Here is a 21,265-nt window from a genome sequence, read left to right on the forward strand (position 1 = left end):
CCGCGTTCAACGCGGCGTGCACTCACGCCTTAGGCTTGACCCCGGAGCCTCACGGGTCGTTCCTCCGCATTCGTGGCGGAACGACCCGGGGCCCGGGACCCAACAGCAAAGATCACCTGGCGCCGACTGAACCCAGGCGTACAGAACCACTCCCAGGAGGACCCCAGTGGCGAAGGCGAAGTTCGAGCGGACTAAGCCGCACGTCAACATCGGCACCATCGGTCACATCGACCACGGTAAGACGACCCTCACGGCCGCCATTACCAAGGTGCTGCACGACGCGTACCCGGACCTGAACGAGGCGACCGCGTTCGACAACATCGACAAGGCGCCCGAGGAGCGTCAGCGCGGTATCACGATCTCCATCGCGCACGTCGAGTACCAGACGGAGACCCGTCACTACGCGCACGTCGACTGCCCCGGTCACGCGGACTACATCAAGAACATGATCACGGGTGCCGCGCAGATGGACGGCGCGATCCTGGTCGTGGCCGCCACCGACGGCCCGATGCCGCAGACCAAGGAGCACGTCCTCCTGGCCCGCCAGGTCGGCGTTCCGTACATCGTCGTCGCCCTGAACAAGGCCGACATGGTGGACGACGAGGAGATCATGGAGCTCGTCGAGCTCGAGGTCCGTGAGCTCCTCTCCGAGTACGAGTTCCCGGGCGACGACCTGCCGGTCGTCAAGGTCTCCGCGCTGAAGGCGCTCGAGGGTGACCCCGAGTGGACCCAGTCGGTCCTGGACCTCATGACCGCTGTCGACGAGGCCATCCCGCAGCCCGAGCGTGACGTCGACAAGCCGTTCCTGATGCCGATCGAGGACGTCTTCACGATCACCGGTCGTGGCACCGTCGTCACCGGTCGTATCGAGCGTGGTGTCCTCAAGGTCAACGAGACCGTCGACATCATCGGCATCAAGACCGAGAAGACCACCACCACGGTCACCGGCATCGAGATGTTCCGCAAGCTGCTCGACGAGGGCCAGGCCGGTGAGAACGTCGGTCTGCTCCTCCGTGGCATCAAGCGCGAGGACGTCGAGCGCGGCCAGGTCATCATCAAGCCGGGCTCGGTCACCCCGCACACCGAGTTCGAGGCGCAGGCCTACATCCTGTCCAAGGACGAGGGTGGCCGCCACACGCCGTTCTTCAACAACTACCGTCCGCAGTTCTACTTCCGTACCACGGACGTGACCGGCGTCGTGACCCTCCCCGAGGGCACCGAGATGGTCATGCCGGGCGACAACACTGAGATGAAGGTCGAGCTCATCCAGCCCATCGCCATGGAAGAGGGCCTGAAGTTCGCCATCCGTGAGGGTGGCCGCACGGTCGGCGCCGGCCAGGTCACCAAGATCAACAAGTGATCTCGGCCCGCAAGGGCTGACCAGGCAGGTCCGAAGGGGCCCGTACGACTCCGGTCGTACGGGCCTTTTCGCTGCTCCGGCAGGAACTCACTGCATGTTCTGCACGGGGGGATGGTCGTACGACGCCTCGCACACGTACACCTGGAGGCGGTAGCTGCGCCCGATGGTGATCTGCGTTTCCAGCGCCGGTCCGAGGAAGTGGTAGCCGGTGTACCCCGCGTCCTCGACCGGTGCCCAGCTGCCGCTGCCGCCGTCCCACTCGGTGCCGTCGACGGTGAGCAGGGGCCGCACCCCGGCGCCGCACTCGGCGCAGGCCATGGGGAACGGGTCGGAGAAACTCCAGGGCGCGTGTCCGCCGAGCTTCCATCCCGGGGCGACGGCCAGGTCGTACTGGTAGCACACCTCCGGCTCCTCATCCTCGCCCTCGATGCCCTCGTCCCCCTCGATGCCCGCCTCCCACGCGTGGATCCGGTCCGCCAGTTCCTCGGGCAGCTCGTGCGGGGCCGGGTACTCGGTGACGGTCTCGGGGTGCAGCACACACGGCTCGGGCAGGTAGTCGTCGTTGCCGATGACGGCGGGCCGCGGGGGAGCGGCGAGCGGGGTCACGACATCGGCGGCCCTGCGCCAGCGCAGCTCGACCCTCGGCGAGTAGTCGTCCTCGGGATGGTCGAAGGCACACCACAGCACCTGGAGCAGATCGGTGCCCTCGGGCCGGGGCAGCCCCGGCACGTCGGCGGCACGTATCTGCGCGACCGGCACCAGCGGCACCGGCCCGTCCAGGGCGGTCCGGTACGGCTCGGTTCCCCGGTCGACCAGCGCGCGCTCCTCCTCGGTCAGCAGGTCGGCGCCCTCGGCGCGCGGCCGGGCCCAGGCCTCGCGCAGGACCCGCCGGCCGACGTGCACATCGTCCGGCGCCACACCGTGCTGCCAGGGACCCGCGTGCTCCGGACAGGTCGGCCACGGCTCCTCGGCCGGCCACAGCAGGGGTCCGCCGACGGAACTGCCGGCCGCGGTGGGTGCACCGGCGCGGGGATGCAGGCGTACCGCGGTGCGGGCGAGCGGGGCCAGTTCGGGGAAGACCGCGGTGATGTCCAGGGGGCGAGGCGGCGTCGTACGGGTCGTCATGGCCGGAGGCTACCGGCCCGGTCCGACACCACCGCCTCGAAAGTATTCGTCGCGTACGACCCGTTCCCACCGGGGACCCCTCGCCCCACTATTTGTCATGCCGCTGACCAAATTCGGGTGGAGGGCTGAGGCATGTCCGTGCGTCGTAGGACCGTCCTGGGTGCGGGGCTGGCCGCCGTGCCCGTGCTGTCGTCGGGCGTCGCGTGGGCCGGGGGCGACGGCGCACCGCGGGCGACCGACCCCGGCGCGTACATCTCCTTCACCGGCGGGGCGTTCCCGCTGGTCGGTGCCCCGGTCGTGGTGAGCGCCGACGACCACCCCGGAGTCGTACGGGTGGCCGGTGACCTCCGTGACGACATCGAGCGGGTGACCGGGGTGCGGCCGGCCGCGACGATCGCCCGCCGCGCGGTCCTCGTCGGCACGATCGGCCGCAGCCCGCTGATCGACGGCCTGGTGGCCTCCGGCAGGCTGGACGTGACGGGGATCCGGGGCCGCTGGGAGACCTCGCTCCAGACGGTGGTCGACCATCCGCTGCCCGGCGTCGACCAGGCGTTCGTCATCGCGGGCAGCGACCCGCGCGGCACGATCTTCGGGGCGTACGACGTCTCGTACGGCATCGGCGTCTCGCCCTGGCACTGGTGGGACGACGTGCCCCCGGTCCACCGCGACGAGGTGTGGGTGCGGCCCGGCCGCCACACCCAGGGCACCCCGGCCGTGAAGTACCGCGGCTTCTTCGTCAACGACGAGAACCCGGCGCTCGGCACCTGGGCCCCGGCGTACTTCGGCCCGGGCAAGGCTCCCGGCTACCCCGGCGGCTTCACCGCGGACTTCTACGCGAAGGTCTTCGAGGTGCTGCTCCGCCTGAAGGGCAACTACCTCTGGCCGGCCGTCTGGGGGCGGGCGTTCGCGGAGGACGACCCGGAGAACCACCGCACGGCCTCCTCCTACGGCGTTGTCATGGGCACGTCTCACGAGGCGCCCATGATGCGGGGGATCGAGGAGTGGAACCGCCACGCGACGGCCGGCACCGACCCCTACGGCGGCACCGGCGAATGGTCCTACCTCCGCAACGCCGAGGCGATCCGCGCCTACTGGCGGGCCGGCATCCAGCGCATGGCCGATCAGGGCTTCGAGGGCGTGGTCACCCTCGGCATGCGCGGCAACGGCGACACCGGCCTCCCCGACGGCGACGGCATCGAGCTGATGCAGGAGATCATCGCGGACCAGCGGCGGATCATCGAGGAGGTGACCGGGAGGCCGGCCGCCGAGACCCCGCAGGTGTGGACCCTCTACAAGGAGGTCCAGCGCTACTGGGACCGGGGGCTGCGCGCGCCCGACGACGTCACCGTCGTCCTGACGGACGACAACTGGGGCAACATCCGCAAGCACCCCTCCCCGCAGGAGCCGCGCGACGGCGGATACGGCCTGTACTACCACTTCGACTACGTCGGAGCCGGCCGCAACTACAAGTGGGTCGACACCGCCAACCTCCGCAACGTCTGGGACCAGCTCCACCAGGCGCACGCCTACGGCAACCACGGCCTGTGGGTGGCCAACGTCGGCGATCTCAAGGGGAACGAACTCCCGACGGAGTTCTTCCTCGGCTACGCCTGGAATCCGGACCGCTGGCCCTTCGAGCGGCTGGCCGAGTGGGAACGCCGCTACGCCTGCCAGAACTTCGGCGCGGCGGCGGCACCGGAGATCGCCGAACTCCTCGCCCGCTACGGCCGGTTGCAGGCACGCCGCAAGCCGGAACTGCTGAACCGCCGGATCACGCTCGCGGACGACGGCCAGGTCGTCTACGACGACCGGCAGACACCCTTCTTCTTCGGCCACGACGAACTGGAACGGGTGACGCGGGAGTGGCAGGAGCTGGGCCGCCGGGCGACGCGGATCGCCCGGCGGCTCCCGCCGGCCGCCCAGGACGCGTGGTTCGAACTGGTCGGGTACGAGGTCACGGCGACCGCGAACCTGTACGCGCTGCGGGCGGCCGAGTTCACGAACCTGCTCTACGCACGGCAGGGCAGAGCCGCGACGAACGCCCTCGCCGCACAGGCCGAACAGGCCCTGGACCGGGACCTCGCCCTCGCCGACCGCTTCGACTCGCAGGTGGCGGGCGGCAAATGGCGGGGCTTCCAGATCCAGCCGCACATCGACTACGGGGACGTGGACCGGTACGGCCCCAATGCGCCGTGGCAGCAGCCCGAGAAGGACAACGTGGCCCTCCCGGACGTCCTGTTCCCGGCCGTACGACGGATCGAGGTGCCGGAGGCGGCGGGCCTCGGGGTGTCGGTGGACCCCGACGGGGGATCCATGACCCTGCCCCCGTTCAGCCCGTACCGGACCCGCCCGCAGCAGTACGTCGAGATCTTCAACCGGGGCCGTACGCCCTTCGACTACCGGGTGACGGCGTCGGTGCCGTGGCTGACGGTGGACCGCCCGCGGGGGCGGGTGACGGAGCAGGTCAGGGTCGAGGTGCGGGTGGACTGGTCGCGGGCTCCGGCGGGCCGGTCCACCGGGGTGCTGACGGTCGGCGGGGCGGGGGAGTCGGTGACGGTGGGGTGCGTCGCCGAACGGCCGTCGGCCCGTGGCCTGCGGGGCTTCGTCGACGCGGGTGGCTATCTGGCGATCGACGCGGAGCACTACGACCGGTCGGTGGGGGAGTGGCGCCGGCTGGACGGGATCGGCCGCACCGGCGCCGGGATGACCGCGTGGCCGGTGACGGGCGGCTGGGGCGACTCCCCGGACTCCTGGCCCCGCCTCGAGTACGAGGTCAGCCTGCTGTCGGCCGGCGAGGTGACGGTGTGGGCGTACCTGTCCCCGCGCAACCCGGCGCTGCCGACGGGCGCGGGCCTCCACTACGCCCTGTCCTTCGACGACGGCGAACCCCAGCGGGTCGACATCACCGCCGGCGCGGACGACGGCCTGCTCAATTCGGTGTGGGCCCGCAACACCTCCGACCACGTCAACCGGACGGCGACCCGCCACACCCTGGCGTCCTCCGGGGTCCACCGCCTGACGTTCTGGTCGGTGGACCCCACGGTGGTGGTCCAGCGGCTGGTCCTCGACACGGGCGGGCTGACGCCGACGTATCTGGGGCCGCCGGAGAGCCGGCGGCTGTAGCCGCGAGCTGATCAGCGGGCGGACCGCAGCAGCTCCACGGCCCGGTCGAACGCCGAGTCCCGTCCCTTCGTGAACTCCTCGTCCGTGAAGACCGGTTCGGTGATCTGCGGCGGGATCCCGGTCCCGTCGAAGGTCGTGCCGGTCCGGGTCAGGTACTCCTCGTTCGGGAGCCAGACCGCCATGCCGTTGGGGAGGGCGCGGGTCATGACGTCCGAGAAGACGCCCTGGGTCGCCTGCCCGATCCGGACCGTACGCCCCGGCCGGTCGATCAGGGCCTGGGTGAAGGTCTCGCCGGCGCTGACGGTGGAGCCGCCGGTGAGGAGGGCGACCGGGCCGGTGTAGCGGGGGCCGTGGTACGGCGTGACCGGGATCGGCTCGGGGCGGGTGTGCGCGGTCGCGTCCCCCGGGTCGTTGCGGGCGCGCTTGGCGTAGGCGACGTACGGCGTGTCCGTGAGGCGTTCGGCGATGCGGATGCCGAGGGCGTCGGAGCCGCCGCCGTTGAGGCGGAGGTCGATGACCAGGCCGCGGAGGGCGCGGGTGCGGGCGGGGGTGAGGACGGTGTCGAGCGCCCGGTCGAGTTCGGCGAGCTGGGCGGTGTACGAGGGGTCGTCGCGGTCGTACCCGTCGAAGCTCGCGATCCGGAGGTAGCCGAGCCCCCGCTGCTTCAGGTCGGCGTACGTGATGAGGCCGCCGGCGAAGTCCTGCCGGTGGACGGCCTGGGCGAGGTCGCGTGCGACGACGAACTTCTTGACCTTGTCGTTGAGTTCCTCGGTGGGGACGACGGTGCCGGGCCTGGGCACGCCGTAGTGGCGGTCGCCGTCCAGGACGAGGACGTGCGCGTCGTGCAGCGGGGTGATCATGCGGCTGAAGATGTCGAAGAGCCGGGCCCGGGTGGTGTCCTGGTGGACCAGGGGCCGGTAGCGGTCGCGTACGGCGTGCCAGTCGATCCCCTTGGCGGCGAAGAAGGGGTAGTTCTCCTCGAACGACTGCCAGAAGACGTCGAAGGCGGCGCGAGGGTCGTCGGCCGCGGGCGGGCGGGTGCAGGCGGCGGGCAGGGAGCCGATCCGGCGCAGCTGCCGGTGTCCCACGGCGACGTCGGCCCCGAAGCGGGCGTGTGCCCCGTCCGGGGCGGGCCGCACGGTGAGCACGGCACCTTCGACGTCGTACGTCCCCGGTGTCCGGGCCGCCGTGGCGAAGTACCCCTTCAGGCAGCTGACGGCGGTCGTCTGGTACTCCTGCGCCCCCCGCCCGTCGATGGCGAGCACGGTCCCGTACCCGTCCATGCGCCACAGCCCGTTGGCGGTCGCGGTGGCCGTGGCGGCCGGGGTGGCCGGTGCCGCCGCCGCGGCCGGTGCGGCCAGGGCCAGGGCGAGGAGAGCTGCTGTGGTCCCGACGGTGTTGCGCACGATGGCGTCCTTCCCCCTGCACGCGAGTGACGTTTCCGTCCTTCACGGTGCCGGACGCCGACCGGCCCCGACCATCCGGCAGACGGGTGGGCCGGGGGTGGGGACAGCCTCAGTGCGGCGAGGCTCAGTCCCGCGGCGCGAAGAGCAGGTTGCGGGTGTGCCGCGGCCGGGGTTCGTTCCAGGGCACCAGGGCACCGTCGTGCTCGGCGATCCAGTGGACGTCGTAGCCGAGGGGCTCGAACTCGGCGATGAGGTCGTCGAGGGAGGCGTCGGCCAGGGCCTCCATCACCAGGGTCGGCCGGTCCCGCTTCAGCACCTGCCGGGCCCCGTGCAGCACCGACATCTCGTGCCCCTCCACGTCGATCTTGACGAGGTCCAGCTTGGTCTCCGCGAACACCTCGTCGAGGGTGAGCAGCCGGATGCGCTTGTGCTCGGCGTCGGGGGCGCCGCGCTCCAGGGTGGAGCCGGTGGAGAGCAGGTTCCCGGAGAAACGGACGCTGATGTCGGCCCACCCGGGTTCGCTGGAGACGCCGGCCTGGTGGAGCTTGATGTTCTGGACGCCGTTGGAGCGGACGTTCACCGAGAGCCGGGCGTGGATCTGGTCGACCGGCTCGAAGGAGTGCACCTTCGCCTTCGGGTTGGCATGCGCGGCGATCATCGAGAAGTAGCCGACGTGGGCGCCGACGTCCGCGATGGTCGAGCTCTGCGCGGCCAGCCGCGACCAGGCGGCGAGCGTGCCGGGCTCGTAGCCGAACGTGCCGTTCCACAGGGTGTCCATGGCCACCGCATCGTCGTTCACGCAGAACATCACAAACGGCGGACAGTACGGCGACTCGATCTCCACGTACCCCCGGTACGGGAACTTCTTGCGGTGCACGCGGATGATGTCCCCGGTGGCAACCGGCCTGACCGACGGCGCGTGGGCCAGCATCCGGGCGTTGGCGGCTTCGACCTCGGAAATACGCATTGGGCGATGGTAAAGCCGGGGTTTGGAAATGTCACAGGGTTTGAAAATGATCAGCGAGGGAAATTCACAGGTTTCTGCTCACCGCATTTCCGGAGATTGTTCATCTCGAAAAACCTGGAATTAACCCGTCCTTTTGCTTGGGCTGATCGAAGAGGTCGGCCGTGGTGGTGGCCGTGGCGGCGCGGGTCGGCCAGGTGGTGAGGGTGTCGTGGTCGTCGCAGTCCTGGAAGGGGAGCGGACGCGGCTGCTTGGCGGCGGGCGTCACCGCCTCGCGGCGGACCGCGTGACAGTCAGTTCGGCCCAGACGGTCTTGCGGGGGCGCGGTCCGAGGGAGACGCCCCAGCGGTCGGCGAGGGCCTCGACGATCACCAGTCCGCGACCGTTCTCGTTCTCCCCGGAGGGGAGTTGCAGGCAGGGGCGGCGCTCCTCGCAGGTGTCCGTCACCTCGATGCGGAGAGTGTTCCCGACGACGTACATCAACAGCCGGAAACCACGGCCCGCCGTCCGCCCGTGCGTCGCCGCGTTGGCCGCGAGTTCCGCGACGACGTGCGCCGCATCCTCCGACGGCAGTCCCCACGACCGCAGTTGCTCGGTCGCCAGCAGCCGTGCCAGCCGGGCTCCTCTGCGTGTGGGTGACAGCAGCACGCTGAAGTTGCGGATCGGGCAGTCGAGGGGGGTGGAGATTTCCTGGTTCACGTCACTCAGCGTGGCCGCCTGCGCCTACCGTGAACAGTGACGGAGTCGTTGCGTACGGTCACTGTCCGCTGCTTGTCCGGCGTTGTCCGGGCTGTCGGACGCGGTCGTACGGGTAGGGCGTCGTCGAGGCACGGTCGTACGACGGAGGGGTGGCGGGATGAGCGTGGACGGCGCGGTGGGGCGGCTCAGGAGCGAGGCGGACGAGCCGGGTTGGGAGGTGGATCCCGATGACGAGTGGGGCGTCGCGGTCATCGCGACCGTCGGGCGCCAGCTGAAGCTGCGGCGGGAGGCGGTGGGGATGCGGGCCGCCGAGTTCGGGGTGGAGGTCGGGTACGGGGAGGACATGGTCTACAAAATCGAAGGTGGGAAGCGGATTCCCCGGCCGGAGTACCTGGACAGGGCGGACGAGGTGCTGGGGGCGGGCGGGCTGCTCTCGGCGATGAAGGAGGACGTACGGCGGGTCCGGTACCCCAAGAAGGTGCGTGACCTGGCGCAGCTGGAGGCGAGGGCGGTGGAGCTCCAGCTCTACGACCCGCTCAACATCCACGGGTTGTTGCAGACCCCCGAATACGCCCGCGGGCTGCTGCTGATGCGTCGCCCGGCGTACACCGGGGACGAGGTGGAGCGGTTCATCGCCGCGCGCGTGGCCCGTAAGACCGTCTTCGAGCGGGACCCGGCGCCCGAACTCAGCTTCGTCCTGGAGGAATGGACGCTTCGGCGACCGCTCGGCGGGCGCGCGGTGCTCCGGCAGCAACTGGAACACCTGTTGGAGGCGGCGCAATTGCGGAACGTCGAGCTTCAGGTGATGCCCATGGACCGTGAGGAGCACGCGGGGCTGGCCGGCGGAATCGAGGTGCTGAAGTCCGAGGACGGCTCGGCGGTGGGGCGTTCGCCGGCAGTGGCCAACGGCCGACCGGTGTCCGATCCGAAGCAGCTCCGTATCCTTGAACTGCGGTATGGCATCATCCGGGCGCAGGCGCTCACGCCGCGTGAGTCGACGGCCTTCATCGAACAACTGCTGGGGGAGACATGATCCGCAAGACCACGGCCGAGGACGCCTCCGGTCTGACGTGGTTCAAGAGCAGCTACAGCAGCAGCAGCGAGGGCGACTCCTGCGTCGAAGTCGCCCTCGGCCCCGCCACCGTCCACGTCCGCGACTCCAAGAACACCGCGGCCCCCTCCCGCGGCCCCCACCTCGCCTTCCCGCCCGCCACCTGGGCGGCCTTCCTCTCCCACGCAGCCGCCGCCGGCGAGTGAGGTACGCCCGCGAGCTGTTCGCACCCCTCGGAGCGGTCGTGGCCGTGGGTGCGCTGAACGCCACCGGCACCTGGTCGTTCGCCGACGTCTCGGTCGGCGCGTTCCTGGCGGGCAGGCGGCGGCAGTGGGACCGGCTCTTCGCCGCGGTCTGCGCGCTCTGCGCCTTCGACCGCGACGAGGCGACGGCGATCGCCGACGAGATGGCCTACTTCCGCGACTACGACCTGTCCGCGCCGCTCCTCGTCCTCTGGTCCGCCGGAGTGACGGGGACCGAGAGCCTGTACGACCCGTCCCCGTCGGTCGTACGCCGCATGTGCCGCATGGCGGCCGACCTCCAACTGACCGAGTTCCTGGACATGTTGGCGGGGGTAGCCCTCGACGCGGGTACGGACGCTGCTACCGGCGCACCCCAGGTCATCGAGATCCTCACCGCCGCCTGCGACCTGGCGGACCCGGCCGGAAAGGTCACCCCGCACCACGTCCACCGCATGTGGCGAGTCGCCCGGCTGCCTTCGGTGCTCCGCTCGGACTCGTCCACTGAGGACCAGGTCAAGGCGGGGCTCCGGTCGTACGACCGGACGCTGGAGGAGCTGCTCGGCGGCGGCCCGCCGGAGCGCGGCTACCGCTATGTCGGCCCGGCCGAACTCGCCGTCACGGCACGGCGATCCACGGGCCCCGGCACCCGGATCGCCTCCGTGGCCGACTTCGAGGCGTGGGCCGGACGGCAGGCACCGGCGGAGCTGGCAGAGCCGTTCACGTACGTCGTCGGTCTCGACGGGCTGCTGCGACTGGCCCCTCGCCGGAGCGAGCACGTGGCCTGCGCGGGCGGCGCGGCCGTGCTCGGCGCCGGGGAGATCACCTTCGTACGCGAGGCGGGGGAGTGGGCGGTCGGCGAGGTCAGCAACCAGTCGACGGGCTACTGCCCCGACGTCACGTCGTGGACCGCCGTGGCCCGCGCACTCGACGGCATCCCGCTCCGCGGCCCCGGCGCCTTCACCCACGAGGTGGTGTTCCGCCGCTGCCCGGCCTGCGCGGAGCACAACATCGTCCGGGAGGCCGACTTCGTCTGCGTCTTCTGCGGCGGTGAACTGCCGCGGGCGTGGAACATGGCCGACGCCGGCCGTTCAGACGGCCGGTGAGGCGTCGAAGCGGACCTCCGCCGCCGGAGCCACGGTGACCGACCGCCCCGCGTACCGGATGACCGAGAAGATCGCGTTGTGGTGGGCGACCTGCTCCAGGCACGCCTCGCCGTCTTGGGCGTCCCTCAGCATGGCGCGCTGCATGTCGATGACGAGCAGTGCGGTGTCCTGCATGCCGTCAGGCTGTCCCCGGAGAAGGCGGGCTACTCCGCCTTGTTCCCGCCGCCGCCCGGTTGCTGCTGCGGGCCCTCCTGCCGGACCGCGTCCTTCGCCTTCTTCGCGAGGTCGTCGTCCAGCTTCTTGAACTCGCGGACGACGGTGTCGGACATGTCGGCGAGCGAATCGATCTGCTTGGTGATGTCCTCGCGGCCGTCGTGCCAGTTGGACTCGAAGTCGTCGAGGGCGTCGTAGACCGTGCCGCTGCCGACGTCGTCCTTGTAGGACTCGAACATCTTCTTGGTGTGGTTGAGGCGTTCCTTGATGGAGCGCAGCTTGCGGCCGTAGTCCTCAAGCTCGCTCAGCGGTATGGCGAGATCGCTCTTGCCGTTGCCCACGTGACCGTCCCCCGTTCGCGCGTCTCGTAGTCTGGGCCGCACCGTATATCAGATCATCGGGGGAGGGGTGGCGTACAGCATGGCCCGCTACATGGAGACGCTCACGATCGAACGCGGCGGTTTCCGGATCAAGGTGCCGGAGTCGTGGTGGGAGTTCGACGTGCGGCCGGAGTCGCGGGACGACTCGATCCGGCGGATGGTGAACGAGCGGATCGCCCAGCACCCGGAGCTGGCGCAGTACCGGGACACGTACGTCGGCTTTCTGCGCAAGTCCGCGGCCGACGCGTGGAAGTCGGGCGCGATGTACTGCGGCTGCATGGCGGAGAGCTTCGGGGGCGACACCCCGATCACCGGCTCGGTCACGGTGTCGCTGGTCGGCGGCCGTACGCGCGACGGCGCCCCTCTCTCCAACGACCCCGCCGCCATCGCCGCCCAGCTCGCCCCCAAGGAGGCCCACCGGGAGGGCGACTCCTGGCGCAAGGTGACGACCGTCGACATCCCCGGCGTCGGCCCCGCCGCCCGCACCCACGGCATCGAGGACATCCCGGTCCCCGAGGACAGCCTGGGCCGCACGATCCGCGCGGTCCTCATGCAGACGTTCATCCCGGTCCCCGGCCAGGAGGGCAAGGTCGCCCTGGTCGCCGGCAGCAGCCAGGTCCTCGACCTCGCCGACTCCTTCTTCGACATCTTCGACGCGATCACGTCGACGTTCCGGTTCGCGGACTGAGCCTGTGGGGTGGGAGACGGCGTGGCAGACCGGCGAGGGTCTGCTGGGGCTCGACGACCCCGCGGAGTGGGACGCCGCGTTCGAACGCGGCGAGGACCATCTCGGTACGGCGGTGATCGGGCTGGCGTTCCACTGCCCGCTGGAGGAGGCGTCGCCCCGGATCGTGAGGGCGATGAAACTCCCGGACCAGGGGGAGCGGGTGTACGCCTTCGTCGCGACCGGCCACGCCGCACGGCTCAACGGGCGCCTGACCCCGGAACTCTTCGCGGCCCTGCGGTCCGAAGGCCTCGGCGGCGTCGCCGAGTACCCCATCAGGGACACCCTGACCTTCGTGCCGTACGGGGACCTGCCGCCCTGGTTCAAGCGCCGACGGGTGTACCTGACGGTGCGGGACAAGCTGGAGTACTGGTGGCTGCGGTGCACGGACGCGGTCGAGGACGTCCGACGGACCCTGCGCGGACGCCACCACCGCTGAACGGACGGCCAGGACTGCACGCGCGCCTCCCGAGCGGGAACACGCCGCGCTTCTGGAGGAACTGAAGCAGAGGCTCTCGCCTACCCTCCGATCGCGTTGCGAGCCTGACCCGCCGGGCTTCACCTCGAACGGCCGTTCCTAGTAAGTTCGCGTGTGCACAGGTTTGTTGACGGGGCGTACGCGACGGGGGTTGCGGGATCATGGCGGGTTACCGGCCGGCGGACTGGCATCCACTCGACCTCGACCGGGACCCGACCCCGGGCGACCCGCAGCGTGTCCGTACCCTCGCCACGCAGCTGCACTCCTTCGCCGACGACGTCTCCGACGCGCTCGGCCTGGTCAAGGGCATGGCCGGCGAGGACACCCTGCTCCAGTGGGCGGGCAAGTCGGCGGAGGTGTTCAAGGAGCAGTTCAAGGACGTCCCGAAGAACCTGAAGAAGCTGAAGAAGTCCTACGAGCTGTGCGGTGACGCCCTCGCGGACTACTGGCCCAAGCTGGAGCGCGCCCAGGCCCTGGCCGACAAGGCCCTGGCCAAGGCGAAGGAGGCGCAGTCCGATCTGTCCTCGGCCAAGTCCCGGCTCTCCTCCGCCGATTCGTGGGTCACCCGGGCGACGAAGGAAGCGGACAAGTACAAGGACGACCCCACCGGCAGCAAGTCGGACGCCGACAAGCCCGACGAGGGCAAGGTGCGGGCCGCCACCCGGGACGTGCAGAGCGCGAAGTCCGCGCACACCCAGGCCCAGTCGGACGTCACCACCGCGCAGAACGCCCTCGACGCCGCGAAGAAGATGGCCGAGGACGCCCGGAAGATGCGCGACGACGCGGCCGGTGAGGCGAAGCGGAAGATCGACGAGGCCTCCGACGCCGGGATCCCGAACCGGCACTGGTGGCAGGACGTCGGCCACTGGTTCGAGGACAACTGGGACACCATCGTCACCGTCTGCAAAGTCGTCGTCGCCGTCGTCGGCATCATCGCGATGATCATCGGCGGGCCCATCCTCGGCGCGATCGTCCTCGTCGCCGCACTCGTGGTACTCGCGGACACCCTCTACAAATACTCCCAAGGCCAAGCTTCCCTGTGGGATGTGGCGTTCGCCGCGCTGGACTGCATACCCGGCGGCAAGGGCATCACCAGCCTCGGCAAACTCGCCAAGGGGCTGAAGGAGATGAAGAACCTCCGCGGCGGCATGAAGGCCATGAGCCTCGCCGTCCGCGGGCTCGGCAAGAACGCCCGCGGAATGCTCTCCGAAGGCGCGGAAGGGGCGTTCAGCCGTCTCAAGAGCAGGATCAAGGGCTGCGGCGACCCTGTGGACGTCGCTACGGGCGCCATGTTCCTGGGGCAGGCCGATATCGAACTTCCCGGCATCCTGCCGCTTGTCTTCTCGCGCCGCGTCGCGTCCGACTACCACACGGGTTGGTGGTTCGGCCCCTCGTGGAGCTCAACCGTCGATCAGCGCCTGGAGGCCGACGAGGACGGCATTGTCTTCGTCACGGAAGACGGGCTTCTGCTCCACTACGACCATCCACAGGACACGGACGCCGAGCAATTCCCGAGCGCAGGACCCCGATGGCCATTGAAGCGTCTGGCCGACGGCGGATACAGGATCGAGGAGCCCCTTGCCGGACTCACACGTGACTTCGCGCGCCTGAACGACGGCGTAGCCCTCCTCACCCGTATCGTCGATCGCAACGCCCACACCATCGACTTCGACTACGACGGGCGTGGCACCCCTCTCTCCGTCCGGCACAGCGGGGGCTATCACCTGTGCTTCGCCACCGAAGAGGGACGGATCACCTCTCTGAGCCTGGTCGGCGCCGGTGACGACGGCACGGACGTAGTGGTCAAGCGGTACGCCTACACCGACGGCAACCTCACCGATGTCACCAATTCTTCCGGGTTGCCGCTGAGATTCACCTACGACGAACGCCTGCGAATCAGCTCCTGGACGGACACCAACAACAGCCGCTACAGCTATGCGTACGACGAGCAGGACCGATGCATATCCCAGGGCGGCGTCGCCGGCCACCTCACCGGTTCGTTCAGCTACAACGGTGCCGACGAATCGTGGCCGGGTCACTCGGTGACCATGTGGACCGACGCTGAGGGATCGGTCTCGACCTTCGTCGTCGACGGCAGGTGTGACGTGGTCGCTGAGAAGGACCCGCTCGGGAACAGAACGTTCACCTCGTACGACGAGCACGGCCATCTGAGTTCGGTCACCGATGCGCTGGGCAATCAGACTCGCTTCGTCAACAACCAGTGGGGCCGGCCGACTTCTGTTGCGCATCCTGACGGGTCGACCACAAATTACACGTACGACGCGTGCGGAAAGCCGAGCGCAGTCGTACTCCCGGACGGCAACACGTGGTTGCGGGAGTACGACGACAGAGGGAACTGCACAGCGGTTGTCGATCCCACTGGCGTCGTAACCAGTTACACCTACGACCGTCAAGGCCGGCCCACAAGTATCGCCAACGGTCTGGGCGAAGTCACACGGATCGAATGCAGTGCTGTCGGATCTCCTGTCCGTATCGAGGATCCACTGGGTAATTCATATTCCCGGAAGAACGACGCCTTCGGTCGGCCGGTGGAGATGACGGATCCACTCGGACATTCGACCTTCTTGTACTGGACCTTGGAGGGGCGACTCGCTCGACGTGTTTCCGGTGATGCCGAAGAGCAATGGGAATACGACGGTGAAGGCAATCTGCTGCGTCATGTGAACGCCCAGGGCGCGCAGAGCGCTTACGAATACTCGCACTTCGATTTGATGAGTGCTCGCACGGATCCTGGTGGCTTCCGCTACGAGTTCGATTATGATTCCGCTTTGCGGCTCACAGGAGTGACCAATCCTCAAGGGCGTCGCTGGGAATACCGCTACGACTCGGCCGGGCGGCTGATTTCTGAAACGGACTTCGACGGGGCCTGCATCTCTTACGCGCATGATCCGGCTGGCCGTCTTGTGAGGCGTACCAACGCCGCGGGCCAGGAAGTTCACTTCGAACGAAACCAGTTGGGGCAGACGGTCACCAAGTGTGCTGACGAGACTGTCACTCGCTATGGGTACGATTCTGCAGGGAGATTGATCTCCGCTGAAACGTTCGACGTCACACTGAGGCGTGAATATGATGCGGCTGGCCGCCTGGCTGTCGAGTCGGCGGATGGTCGTGCAACGGTTTACGGTTACGATGTGCTGGGCCGTCGCGTTTCCCGTGTCACTCCATCCGGTGTCAGCAGTTCCTGGTTGTATGATGCTGCGGGTAGGCGGGTTGAACTTTACGTCGCCGACAAGTCAATCGGTCTTGACTACGATGCCGTGGGCAGGGAAACAGCATGCTTCATCGGTAATTTTCTCGCAATGACCAGAGAATTTGATCCCCGGGGACGCCTGAAGGATCAATCCATCACGACGGGCGACGCCCGGCTCATCCAACGGCATACATACACATACAGAAGCGATGACGTCCTCGTGCGCGTCGACGATCTGCTGGCCGGCACTCACCGCTTCGACCTGGACGAGACCGGAAGGATCACGGGCGTCGACGCCCACAACTGGTCCGAGACCTATGCCTACGACGCGACAGGCAATCAGGTTTCGGCCGACTGGCCTGCGCAGCACCCCGGTCATGAAGCGACCGGGCTTCGTGAGTACGAGGGAACGCGCGTCACCCGGGCCGGTCGCGTCCGGTACGAGCACGATGCACAGGGGCGCGTCGTCCTGAAGCAACGGACCCGGCTGTCCCGCAAGCCCGACACATGGCGGTACGACTGGGATGCCGAGGACCGGTTGCTCTCGGTGCGAACCCCGGACGGATCGCTCTGGCGTTATGTGTACGACCCGCTTGGCCGTCGTATCGCCAAGCAGCTCTTCCGCCCCGACGCCGAGGGCCCGGTCGAGCGGACGGCGTTCACCTGGGACGGTGCGACCCTCTGTGAGCAGACGTCGTACACGGTCGGAGACGACCCCAACACAGTCACCCTGACCTGGGAGCACCAGGGAACACGCCCGGTGTCCCAGACGGAGCGGATATGCGCTGCCGGCGTCGATCAGGAGGAGATCGATTCTCGTTTCTTCGCCATCGTCACCGATCTGGTCGGTACGCCCACCGCGCTGGTGGACGAGAACGGGGAGATTTCCTGGCATGCCCGTAGCACTGTATGGGGAAAGACAGTCTGGCGGGCAGACAGCACCGCGTATACTCCGCTGCGCTTTCCGGGCCAATACTACGACCCCGAATCCGGGCTCCACTACAACTACTTTCGGTACTACGATCCGGAGACTGCTCGCTACGTCACATCCGATCCATTGGGGCTCACTCCGGGGCCGAATCCTTTCGCGTACGTGGGGAATCCGTTCTCATGGATCGACCCACTGGGGCTTAGTCCCTGCAGTCCGGGCACGAGAGATGACGCGCTGCTGGCCCTGGACCGTGCCGAAGAACTACAGTCCGTCCGCAACGACTACTTCATGGCCGACGTCAAGGGAACGACGGCGGTGATCGGTGTTTTCAACTCCGAGACAAAGCAATTTGTCAAGCGGATCGGTATCAATGGATCAGGGCCGATGCCTTCGAGTTGGACGCTGAAGCCGGGTGAGGAGTTCGTGCAGGCATCCGGCCATGCCGAGGAAGGTATACTCAACTCGCTCGGGCCCAACGAGCATGCGGTCTATGGAGCGGCTTCGCGCAACTTCTGCAACGACATATGCCTGCCACAGATCGACGTGCGCGGGATCGAAATCGGCGGGGAGGGAATCCGAGGCCACATGCCGCAGAACTCGCCCTACACATTGTTCTGGACCAAATAGCGAAGGTGCTCGTTGTGACTCGTAACGTAGCTGTCTACCAGTCGCTTCAATCTGCCGACGAGGTCACGTTGAACGTCTTTGCGGCGGCTTGCGCAGAACGTGGCAGCGCCATCTATCAAGAATTGGTGGACGACGCGGACCGCGAATGGTTCGCGCAGTTCCTCGAACTTGCCTGGAGTTCTCTGTCCGGTGAAGCCGATGAAGGGGAACTCGCCGACGCCATCGAAGAGTTCCAAGAGTGGGCGGAGTCCGTCGAGACCGAGGACTCGGAGGGCAAGGATTTCTATGTGATGCAGTCCGCGATGCTCGCCGTCAACGCGATCGCTGTCCACCTCAATCCGACCGCCGCCAGAGCCGAAATGTCGGGACAGACGCTGGAAACGCTACTCGGTGGCTTCGACCACAGGTTGGGCGGCGGGCAGCCGGTCATCGTCCGGGCAGGAGAACCAAGCCCTCCTCCCGGCCCCTTGCAGAGGCTGGAACAGGACGCTCAGAACGCCATTTTGCAGTCACTGTCCGCGAGGGCCGACCAGGGGCGTGCCTCCCAGGAACTTCTGGACGGCATCCGCGCCTCCTGCCGACCCGTTCACGACGAGATCGCAACCGCGACCTCGTCCGTCGCTGAGCTCGCAGGCTGGGATGTGCACGCCGAAGAAGAGTGATCCGGCGCCGTCCAAGGACGCATGACCATTGAAGGCACCGCGGGGGCCCACGGGCACGGACGGTTTCACCGACTCCGACCGGAGCGTCAGTGCAGGGTCGGTACCCCGCTCCCTTCGGCGCGCGTCAGTGTGACGCCGGTCAGGCCGCGCAGTCGGTGTTTCGTGAGGGTCGCGAGATGGTCGGTGGGCGGTGGGGTGGAGCCCAGGCCGATGGCGTAGCGGACCGGGTTCGTGGTGAAGGGGCGGGGCCAGGCGTGGCAGTCGGGGGCCTGCGTCGAGAGGTCGGTGACGAGGGCCCGCATCCTGCCCCGCACCCGGCCGTCGTCCGCGCCCGGGCCCACCGTCAGGACCGCCCAGGCCGCGTGGCGGCGGTGCAGCGGGGGAGGGGCGAGGAGTTCGGCCCGGGGGTAGGGGTCCGTGGTTCCTTCCAGCAACTCCCAGGCGCGGAACAGCTCTTGGGCGATCAGGTCACGCATGCCCGCCGTCACCTGGTCGGTGCAGGGGCGTACGGGGGCGGAGGGGGTCGTGATGGTGAGGGGGAGGTGGGGGTGGGGGCGCTCGGGTGGCGGGCCCACCGGCTGCCGCCAGTCCCAGGCCGCCCACGTCGCGAAGAAGTGCCGTAGGAGCTCGCCCGGCGCGAGGTCGCCGGCCTCGGCCGTGGTGCGGGCGGCCAGGACGGACCAGGCCAGGCCCGGCAGGCCGCCGAACGGCGCCGAGTCCAGGCCCCGGGCCTTCGCCCATGCCTTGACCTGCCCGGCCAGCCGGGCGAAGGCAGGCCCGTGCCCGTCCACCGAGGCCAGCACCGCGTCGGCGTCGCTCACCGCGCTGAGCGCGACCGCGGCCTCCTCGCCCAGCTCGGTCCGGCGCGAGACCGCCTCCGCGGGGTCCGTCGCACCCGTGGTGACCACGACCAGGTCCACGTCGAGCCCGTCGATCCGCAGCCGCAGCCCGGGTACGCGGGCCCCGACCACCTCGCGCACATCCGTCGCCTCGGGGAGAGCGGCGGCCAACCGCGCCCGCACGGCGGAGAGTTCGGCCGTGCCGGGCAGCACCGCCACCAGGTCCAGGTCCGCACCGGGCAGCGCGCAGCCCATGCGCCGGGAGCCGACGACGTGCACGACGCCGTCGCGTTCGAAGAGGGCGTTCTCGATGCGGCGGGTGGTCTCCTCGGCCGGCCGCGCCATCAGGTCGTACGCCTCGTCCTGCGCGGGCTCCTCCGTCCAGCGCACCTCGCCCGTTCCCAGCGTCACCGTGGCCCGTACTCGCATCGGCTCGTCGCCGCGCCGTGAGAGCAGTGCCAGCTCGCCGACCCTGACCGGCATCGGGGCGAGTCGGGCCGCGCAGGCGGTGGCCAGGGTGTTCGGGTCGGTGGTGCGGCCCAGGCTGAGGTGAGGGGTGAAGCCCGGGTGCCGGCCGCCGCAGCGCGGGAAGTGGCGCAGGAGCGTGCGGTGCAGGTCGGCCCACGGCTCCTCGCCGCCGGCCGCGGGGTCGAGCCAGACGGTCGCGTCGTCCCGGTGGCCGAACCACTGCACCCCCTCCAGCCGGGCCTCGAAGGGAGCGGTGGCGGCCGTCGCGAGCACCGCCGCCGCCCGTTCGAAGGTGTGTTCCGGTACGAATCCGAAGAGCAGGTTCACATGCGGGGGCCAGCGGCGGAGCTGCGGGTCGTGGTCCCGGCGGATCTCCTGCAACGGGGGCCACAGCTCCTCGGGCGGGAGCCATGCCAGCGCCGTACGGGGCGTCGGTCCTTCGGCGAGGGACTCCGGGGCGTCCGCCTCCGCCGTGCCCACCGCGAGCTCGGCCAGCACACCGTAGTGATCGGAGATGTACGTCCCCTCCGCCGACGGCACGTCACCGCGCAGTTCGGCGCGCCGAACCCGCAGCCACTCCCCGCGCAGCAGCACCCGGTCCAGCCGCGAGGCCCGGCCCGTCAGCGACGAGATCGCGGCCAGCGGATTGCCGCCGGGGTCGAAGGTCGGGGTCGTGTCGTCGGCGCCGTGCACCTCGCTCCACGCGTCCCGCAGGCCCAGCGTCAGCTGCGGTGTGCCGCCGCCGTCGTTGAAGTCGCCCAGCAGGAGCAGCTCGGCGTCCACGCCCGCCAGGCCCTCGGCGATGCGGGTGAGTTCCGCCGTGCGCCGGTCGGCGCCGTTCGCCGAGTGGTCGCTGCTCAGATGGGTCGCCGCGATGACCACGGGCCGTCCGCCCGTCTCCACGACGAGGGCGGTCACCGCCTTGTGCGGGCCCAGCTCGTGGTGCGCGGCCTCGATGACCGGCAGCCGGGTCAGGAGCAGCAGACCGCACGCGTCGACGTCCCGCCCTCGCGGGTCCGTGGCCAGGGTCCAGCCCGCCCGCACCCACTCCTCTCCCAGCAGCAGGGCGAGGAGTTCCGCCTCGACCTCCTGCAACGCGATCACGTCCACGTCCGCGTCGCGCAGGGCCCGCAGCAGGAGGGGCCTGCGCCGGGCGCTGTCGATGCGGTCGGCGTCGTACCGGTCCCAGAGCGTGTTCCAGGTCAGCACGCGCACACCCCCGGATACCCGCACACCCTCGGATACCCGCACACCCCCGGATACCCGCACACCCTCGGATACCCGCACACCCCCGGATGCCCGGACACCCCCGGATCCGCCCCCGCGCCGCGAAGGCGCCGGCCCCCAGCCTCCGCCGTCCCACGCGTACGGCGTACGCGCCGTGAAGAACGGCGCGCGGAGCAGCCGGGCCTCCCGGACCCGCCCCGCCTCCGTCGCGTCGATCCGGTCCGTCCCCGTGGCCCGGTCCCACACCACCTCGCCGTCGGCCTCGATGAACAGCACCCGGTGCCAGGGGATCTCGCCCCCGGGCACGAACGCGGGCAGCGGAACCCGCTTGGGCGCGGCGCCGCGCTGGAGGACGCCGAGGACGAAGCGGGCCGGGTCGAAACGCGCGTCCCAGCGCACCCGGTGGTAGATCTCCTCGCTCGTACGCACGCC

General features: G+C 69.4%; 16 protein-coding genes. 9 read left to right on the forward strand and 7 right to left on the reverse strand.

The window, feature by feature from the left end:
- The first annotated feature begins 166 nt into the window (after positions 1-166).
- Positions 167-1,360 carry an elongation factor Tu gene (tuf, locus tag AB0D74_RS46115; RefSeq protein WP_362601054.1) on the forward strand — a complete coding sequence of 398 codons (1,194 nt, stop codon included), beginning with the start codon at positions 167-169 and terminating at the stop codon, positions 1,358-1,360.
- A gap of 87 nt (positions 1,361-1,447) precedes the next feature.
- On the opposite strand, the gene AB0D74_RS46120 is transcribed toward tuf, so the two are convergent.
- Positions 1,448-2,485: a hypothetical protein gene (locus AB0D74_RS46120; protein ID WP_362601057.1), complete on the reverse strand. Its 1,038-nt coding sequence runs from the start codon at positions 2,483-2,485 to the stop codon at positions 1,448-1,450.
- 132 nt (positions 2,486-2,617) lie between these two features.
- Here AB0D74_RS46120 and AB0D74_RS46125 point away from each other — a divergent pair, with 132 nt between their 5' ends.
- Positions 2,618-5,608, forward strand: coding sequence for a glycosyl hydrolase 115 family protein (locus AB0D74_RS46125; RefSeq protein ID WP_362601060.1), 2,991 nt, complete (start codon positions 2,618-2,620; stop codon positions 5,606-5,608).
- Positions 5,609-5,619: 11 nt separating this feature from the next.
- Here the strand turns inward: AB0D74_RS46125 and AB0D74_RS46130 are convergent, their stop codons facing one another.
- From AB0D74_RS46130 to AB0D74_RS46140, 3 genes are all read right to left on the reverse strand, one after another.
- Positions 5,620-6,891, reverse strand: coding sequence for a S41 family peptidase (locus AB0D74_RS46130; protein WP_362601122.1), 1,272 nt, complete (start codon positions 6,889-6,891; stop codon positions 5,620-5,622).
- 247 nt (positions 6,892-7,138) lie between these two features.
- On the reverse strand, positions 7,139-7,981 hold the full coding sequence (locus AB0D74_RS46135; protein WP_362601063.1) for an FkbM family methyltransferase: 843 nt from the start codon (positions 7,979-7,981) through the stop codon (positions 7,139-7,141).
- Positions 7,982-8,242: 261 nt separating this feature from the next.
- Positions 8,243-8,686 (reverse strand): ATP-binding protein, encoded by a 444-nt coding sequence (locus AB0D74_RS46140; RefSeq protein WP_362601125.1) that lies wholly within the window; start codon positions 8,684-8,686, stop codon positions 8,243-8,245.
- A gap of 148 nt (positions 8,687-8,834) precedes the next feature.
- Here AB0D74_RS46140 and AB0D74_RS46145 point away from each other — a divergent pair, with 148 nt between their 5' ends.
- The 3 genes from AB0D74_RS46145 (at position 8,835) to AB0D74_RS46155 (ending at position 11,073) form a co-directional block, all read left to right on the forward strand.
- Positions 8,835-9,710 carry a helix-turn-helix transcriptional regulator gene (locus AB0D74_RS46145; RefSeq protein ID WP_362601067.1) on the forward strand — a complete coding sequence of 292 codons (876 nt, stop codon included), beginning with the start codon at positions 8,835-8,837 and terminating at the stop codon, positions 9,708-9,710.
- Positions 9,707-9,934 carry a DUF397 domain-containing protein gene (locus AB0D74_RS46150; RefSeq protein WP_362601070.1) on the forward strand — a complete coding sequence of 76 codons (228 nt, stop codon included), beginning with the start codon at positions 9,707-9,709 and terminating at the stop codon, positions 9,932-9,934. The genes AB0D74_RS46145 and AB0D74_RS46150 overlap by 4 nt, the downstream gene beginning before the upstream one ends.
- A 590-nt stretch (positions 9,935-10,524) precedes the next feature.
- On the forward strand, positions 10,525-11,073 hold the full coding sequence (locus tag AB0D74_RS46155) for a hypothetical protein (RefSeq protein ID WP_362601127.1): 549 nt from the start codon (positions 10,525-10,527) through the stop codon (positions 11,071-11,073).
- Here AB0D74_RS46155 and AB0D74_RS46160 read toward each other — a convergent pair.
- Both AB0D74_RS46160 and AB0D74_RS46165 read right to left on the reverse strand, forming a co-directional pair.
- Complete coding sequence (locus AB0D74_RS46160; RefSeq protein WP_362601073.1) at positions 11,059-11,247, reverse strand: hypothetical protein; 189 nt, start codon at positions 11,245-11,247, stop codon at positions 11,059-11,061. The genes AB0D74_RS46155 and AB0D74_RS46160 overlap by 15 nt on opposite strands.
- Before the next feature lie 29 nt (positions 11,248-11,276).
- Positions 11,277-11,627 carry a hypothetical protein gene (locus tag AB0D74_RS46165; protein ID WP_362601076.1) on the reverse strand — a complete coding sequence of 117 codons (351 nt, stop codon included), beginning with the start codon at positions 11,625-11,627 and terminating at the stop codon, positions 11,277-11,279.
- A gap of 79 nt (positions 11,628-11,706) precedes the next feature.
- Between AB0D74_RS46165 and AB0D74_RS46170 the strand changes: the two genes are divergently transcribed.
- From AB0D74_RS46170 to AB0D74_RS46185, 4 genes are all read left to right on the forward strand, one after another.
- Entirely contained in the window at positions 11,707-12,354 is a 648-nt protein-coding gene (locus tag AB0D74_RS46170; RefSeq protein ID WP_362601129.1) for a hypothetical protein, read from the forward strand.
- Positions 12,355-12,358: 4 nt separating this feature from the next.
- On the forward strand, positions 12,359-12,829 hold the full coding sequence (locus tag AB0D74_RS46175) for a hypothetical protein (RefSeq protein WP_362601079.1): 471 nt from the start codon (positions 12,359-12,361) through the stop codon (positions 12,827-12,829).
- Between the two features lie 200 nt (positions 12,830-13,029).
- A complete protein-coding gene (locus tag AB0D74_RS46180) occupies positions 13,030-17,637 on the forward strand; it encodes an RHS repeat-associated core domain-containing protein (protein WP_362601082.1) in 4,608 nt (1,535 codons plus the stop codon).
- A gap of 14 nt (positions 17,638-17,651) precedes the next feature.
- Positions 17,652-18,299 carry a hypothetical protein gene (locus AB0D74_RS46185; RefSeq protein WP_362601085.1) on the forward strand — a complete coding sequence of 216 codons (648 nt, stop codon included), beginning with the start codon at positions 17,652-17,654 and terminating at the stop codon, positions 18,297-18,299.
- Between the two features lie 86 nt (positions 18,300-18,385).
- On the opposite strand, the gene AB0D74_RS46190 is transcribed toward AB0D74_RS46185, so the two are convergent.
- Positions 18,386-21,262 carry a poly(A) polymerase gene (locus tag AB0D74_RS46190; RefSeq protein ID WP_362601088.1) on the reverse strand — a complete coding sequence of 959 codons (2,877 nt, stop codon included), beginning with the start codon at positions 21,260-21,262 and terminating at the stop codon, positions 18,386-18,388.
- Positions 21,263-21,265 lie beyond the last annotated feature (3 nt).

This window comes from Streptomyces sp. NPDC048278 (assembly GCF_040652195.1).
Lineage (GTDB): Bacteria > Actinomycetota > Actinomycetes > Streptomycetales > Streptomycetaceae > Streptomyces.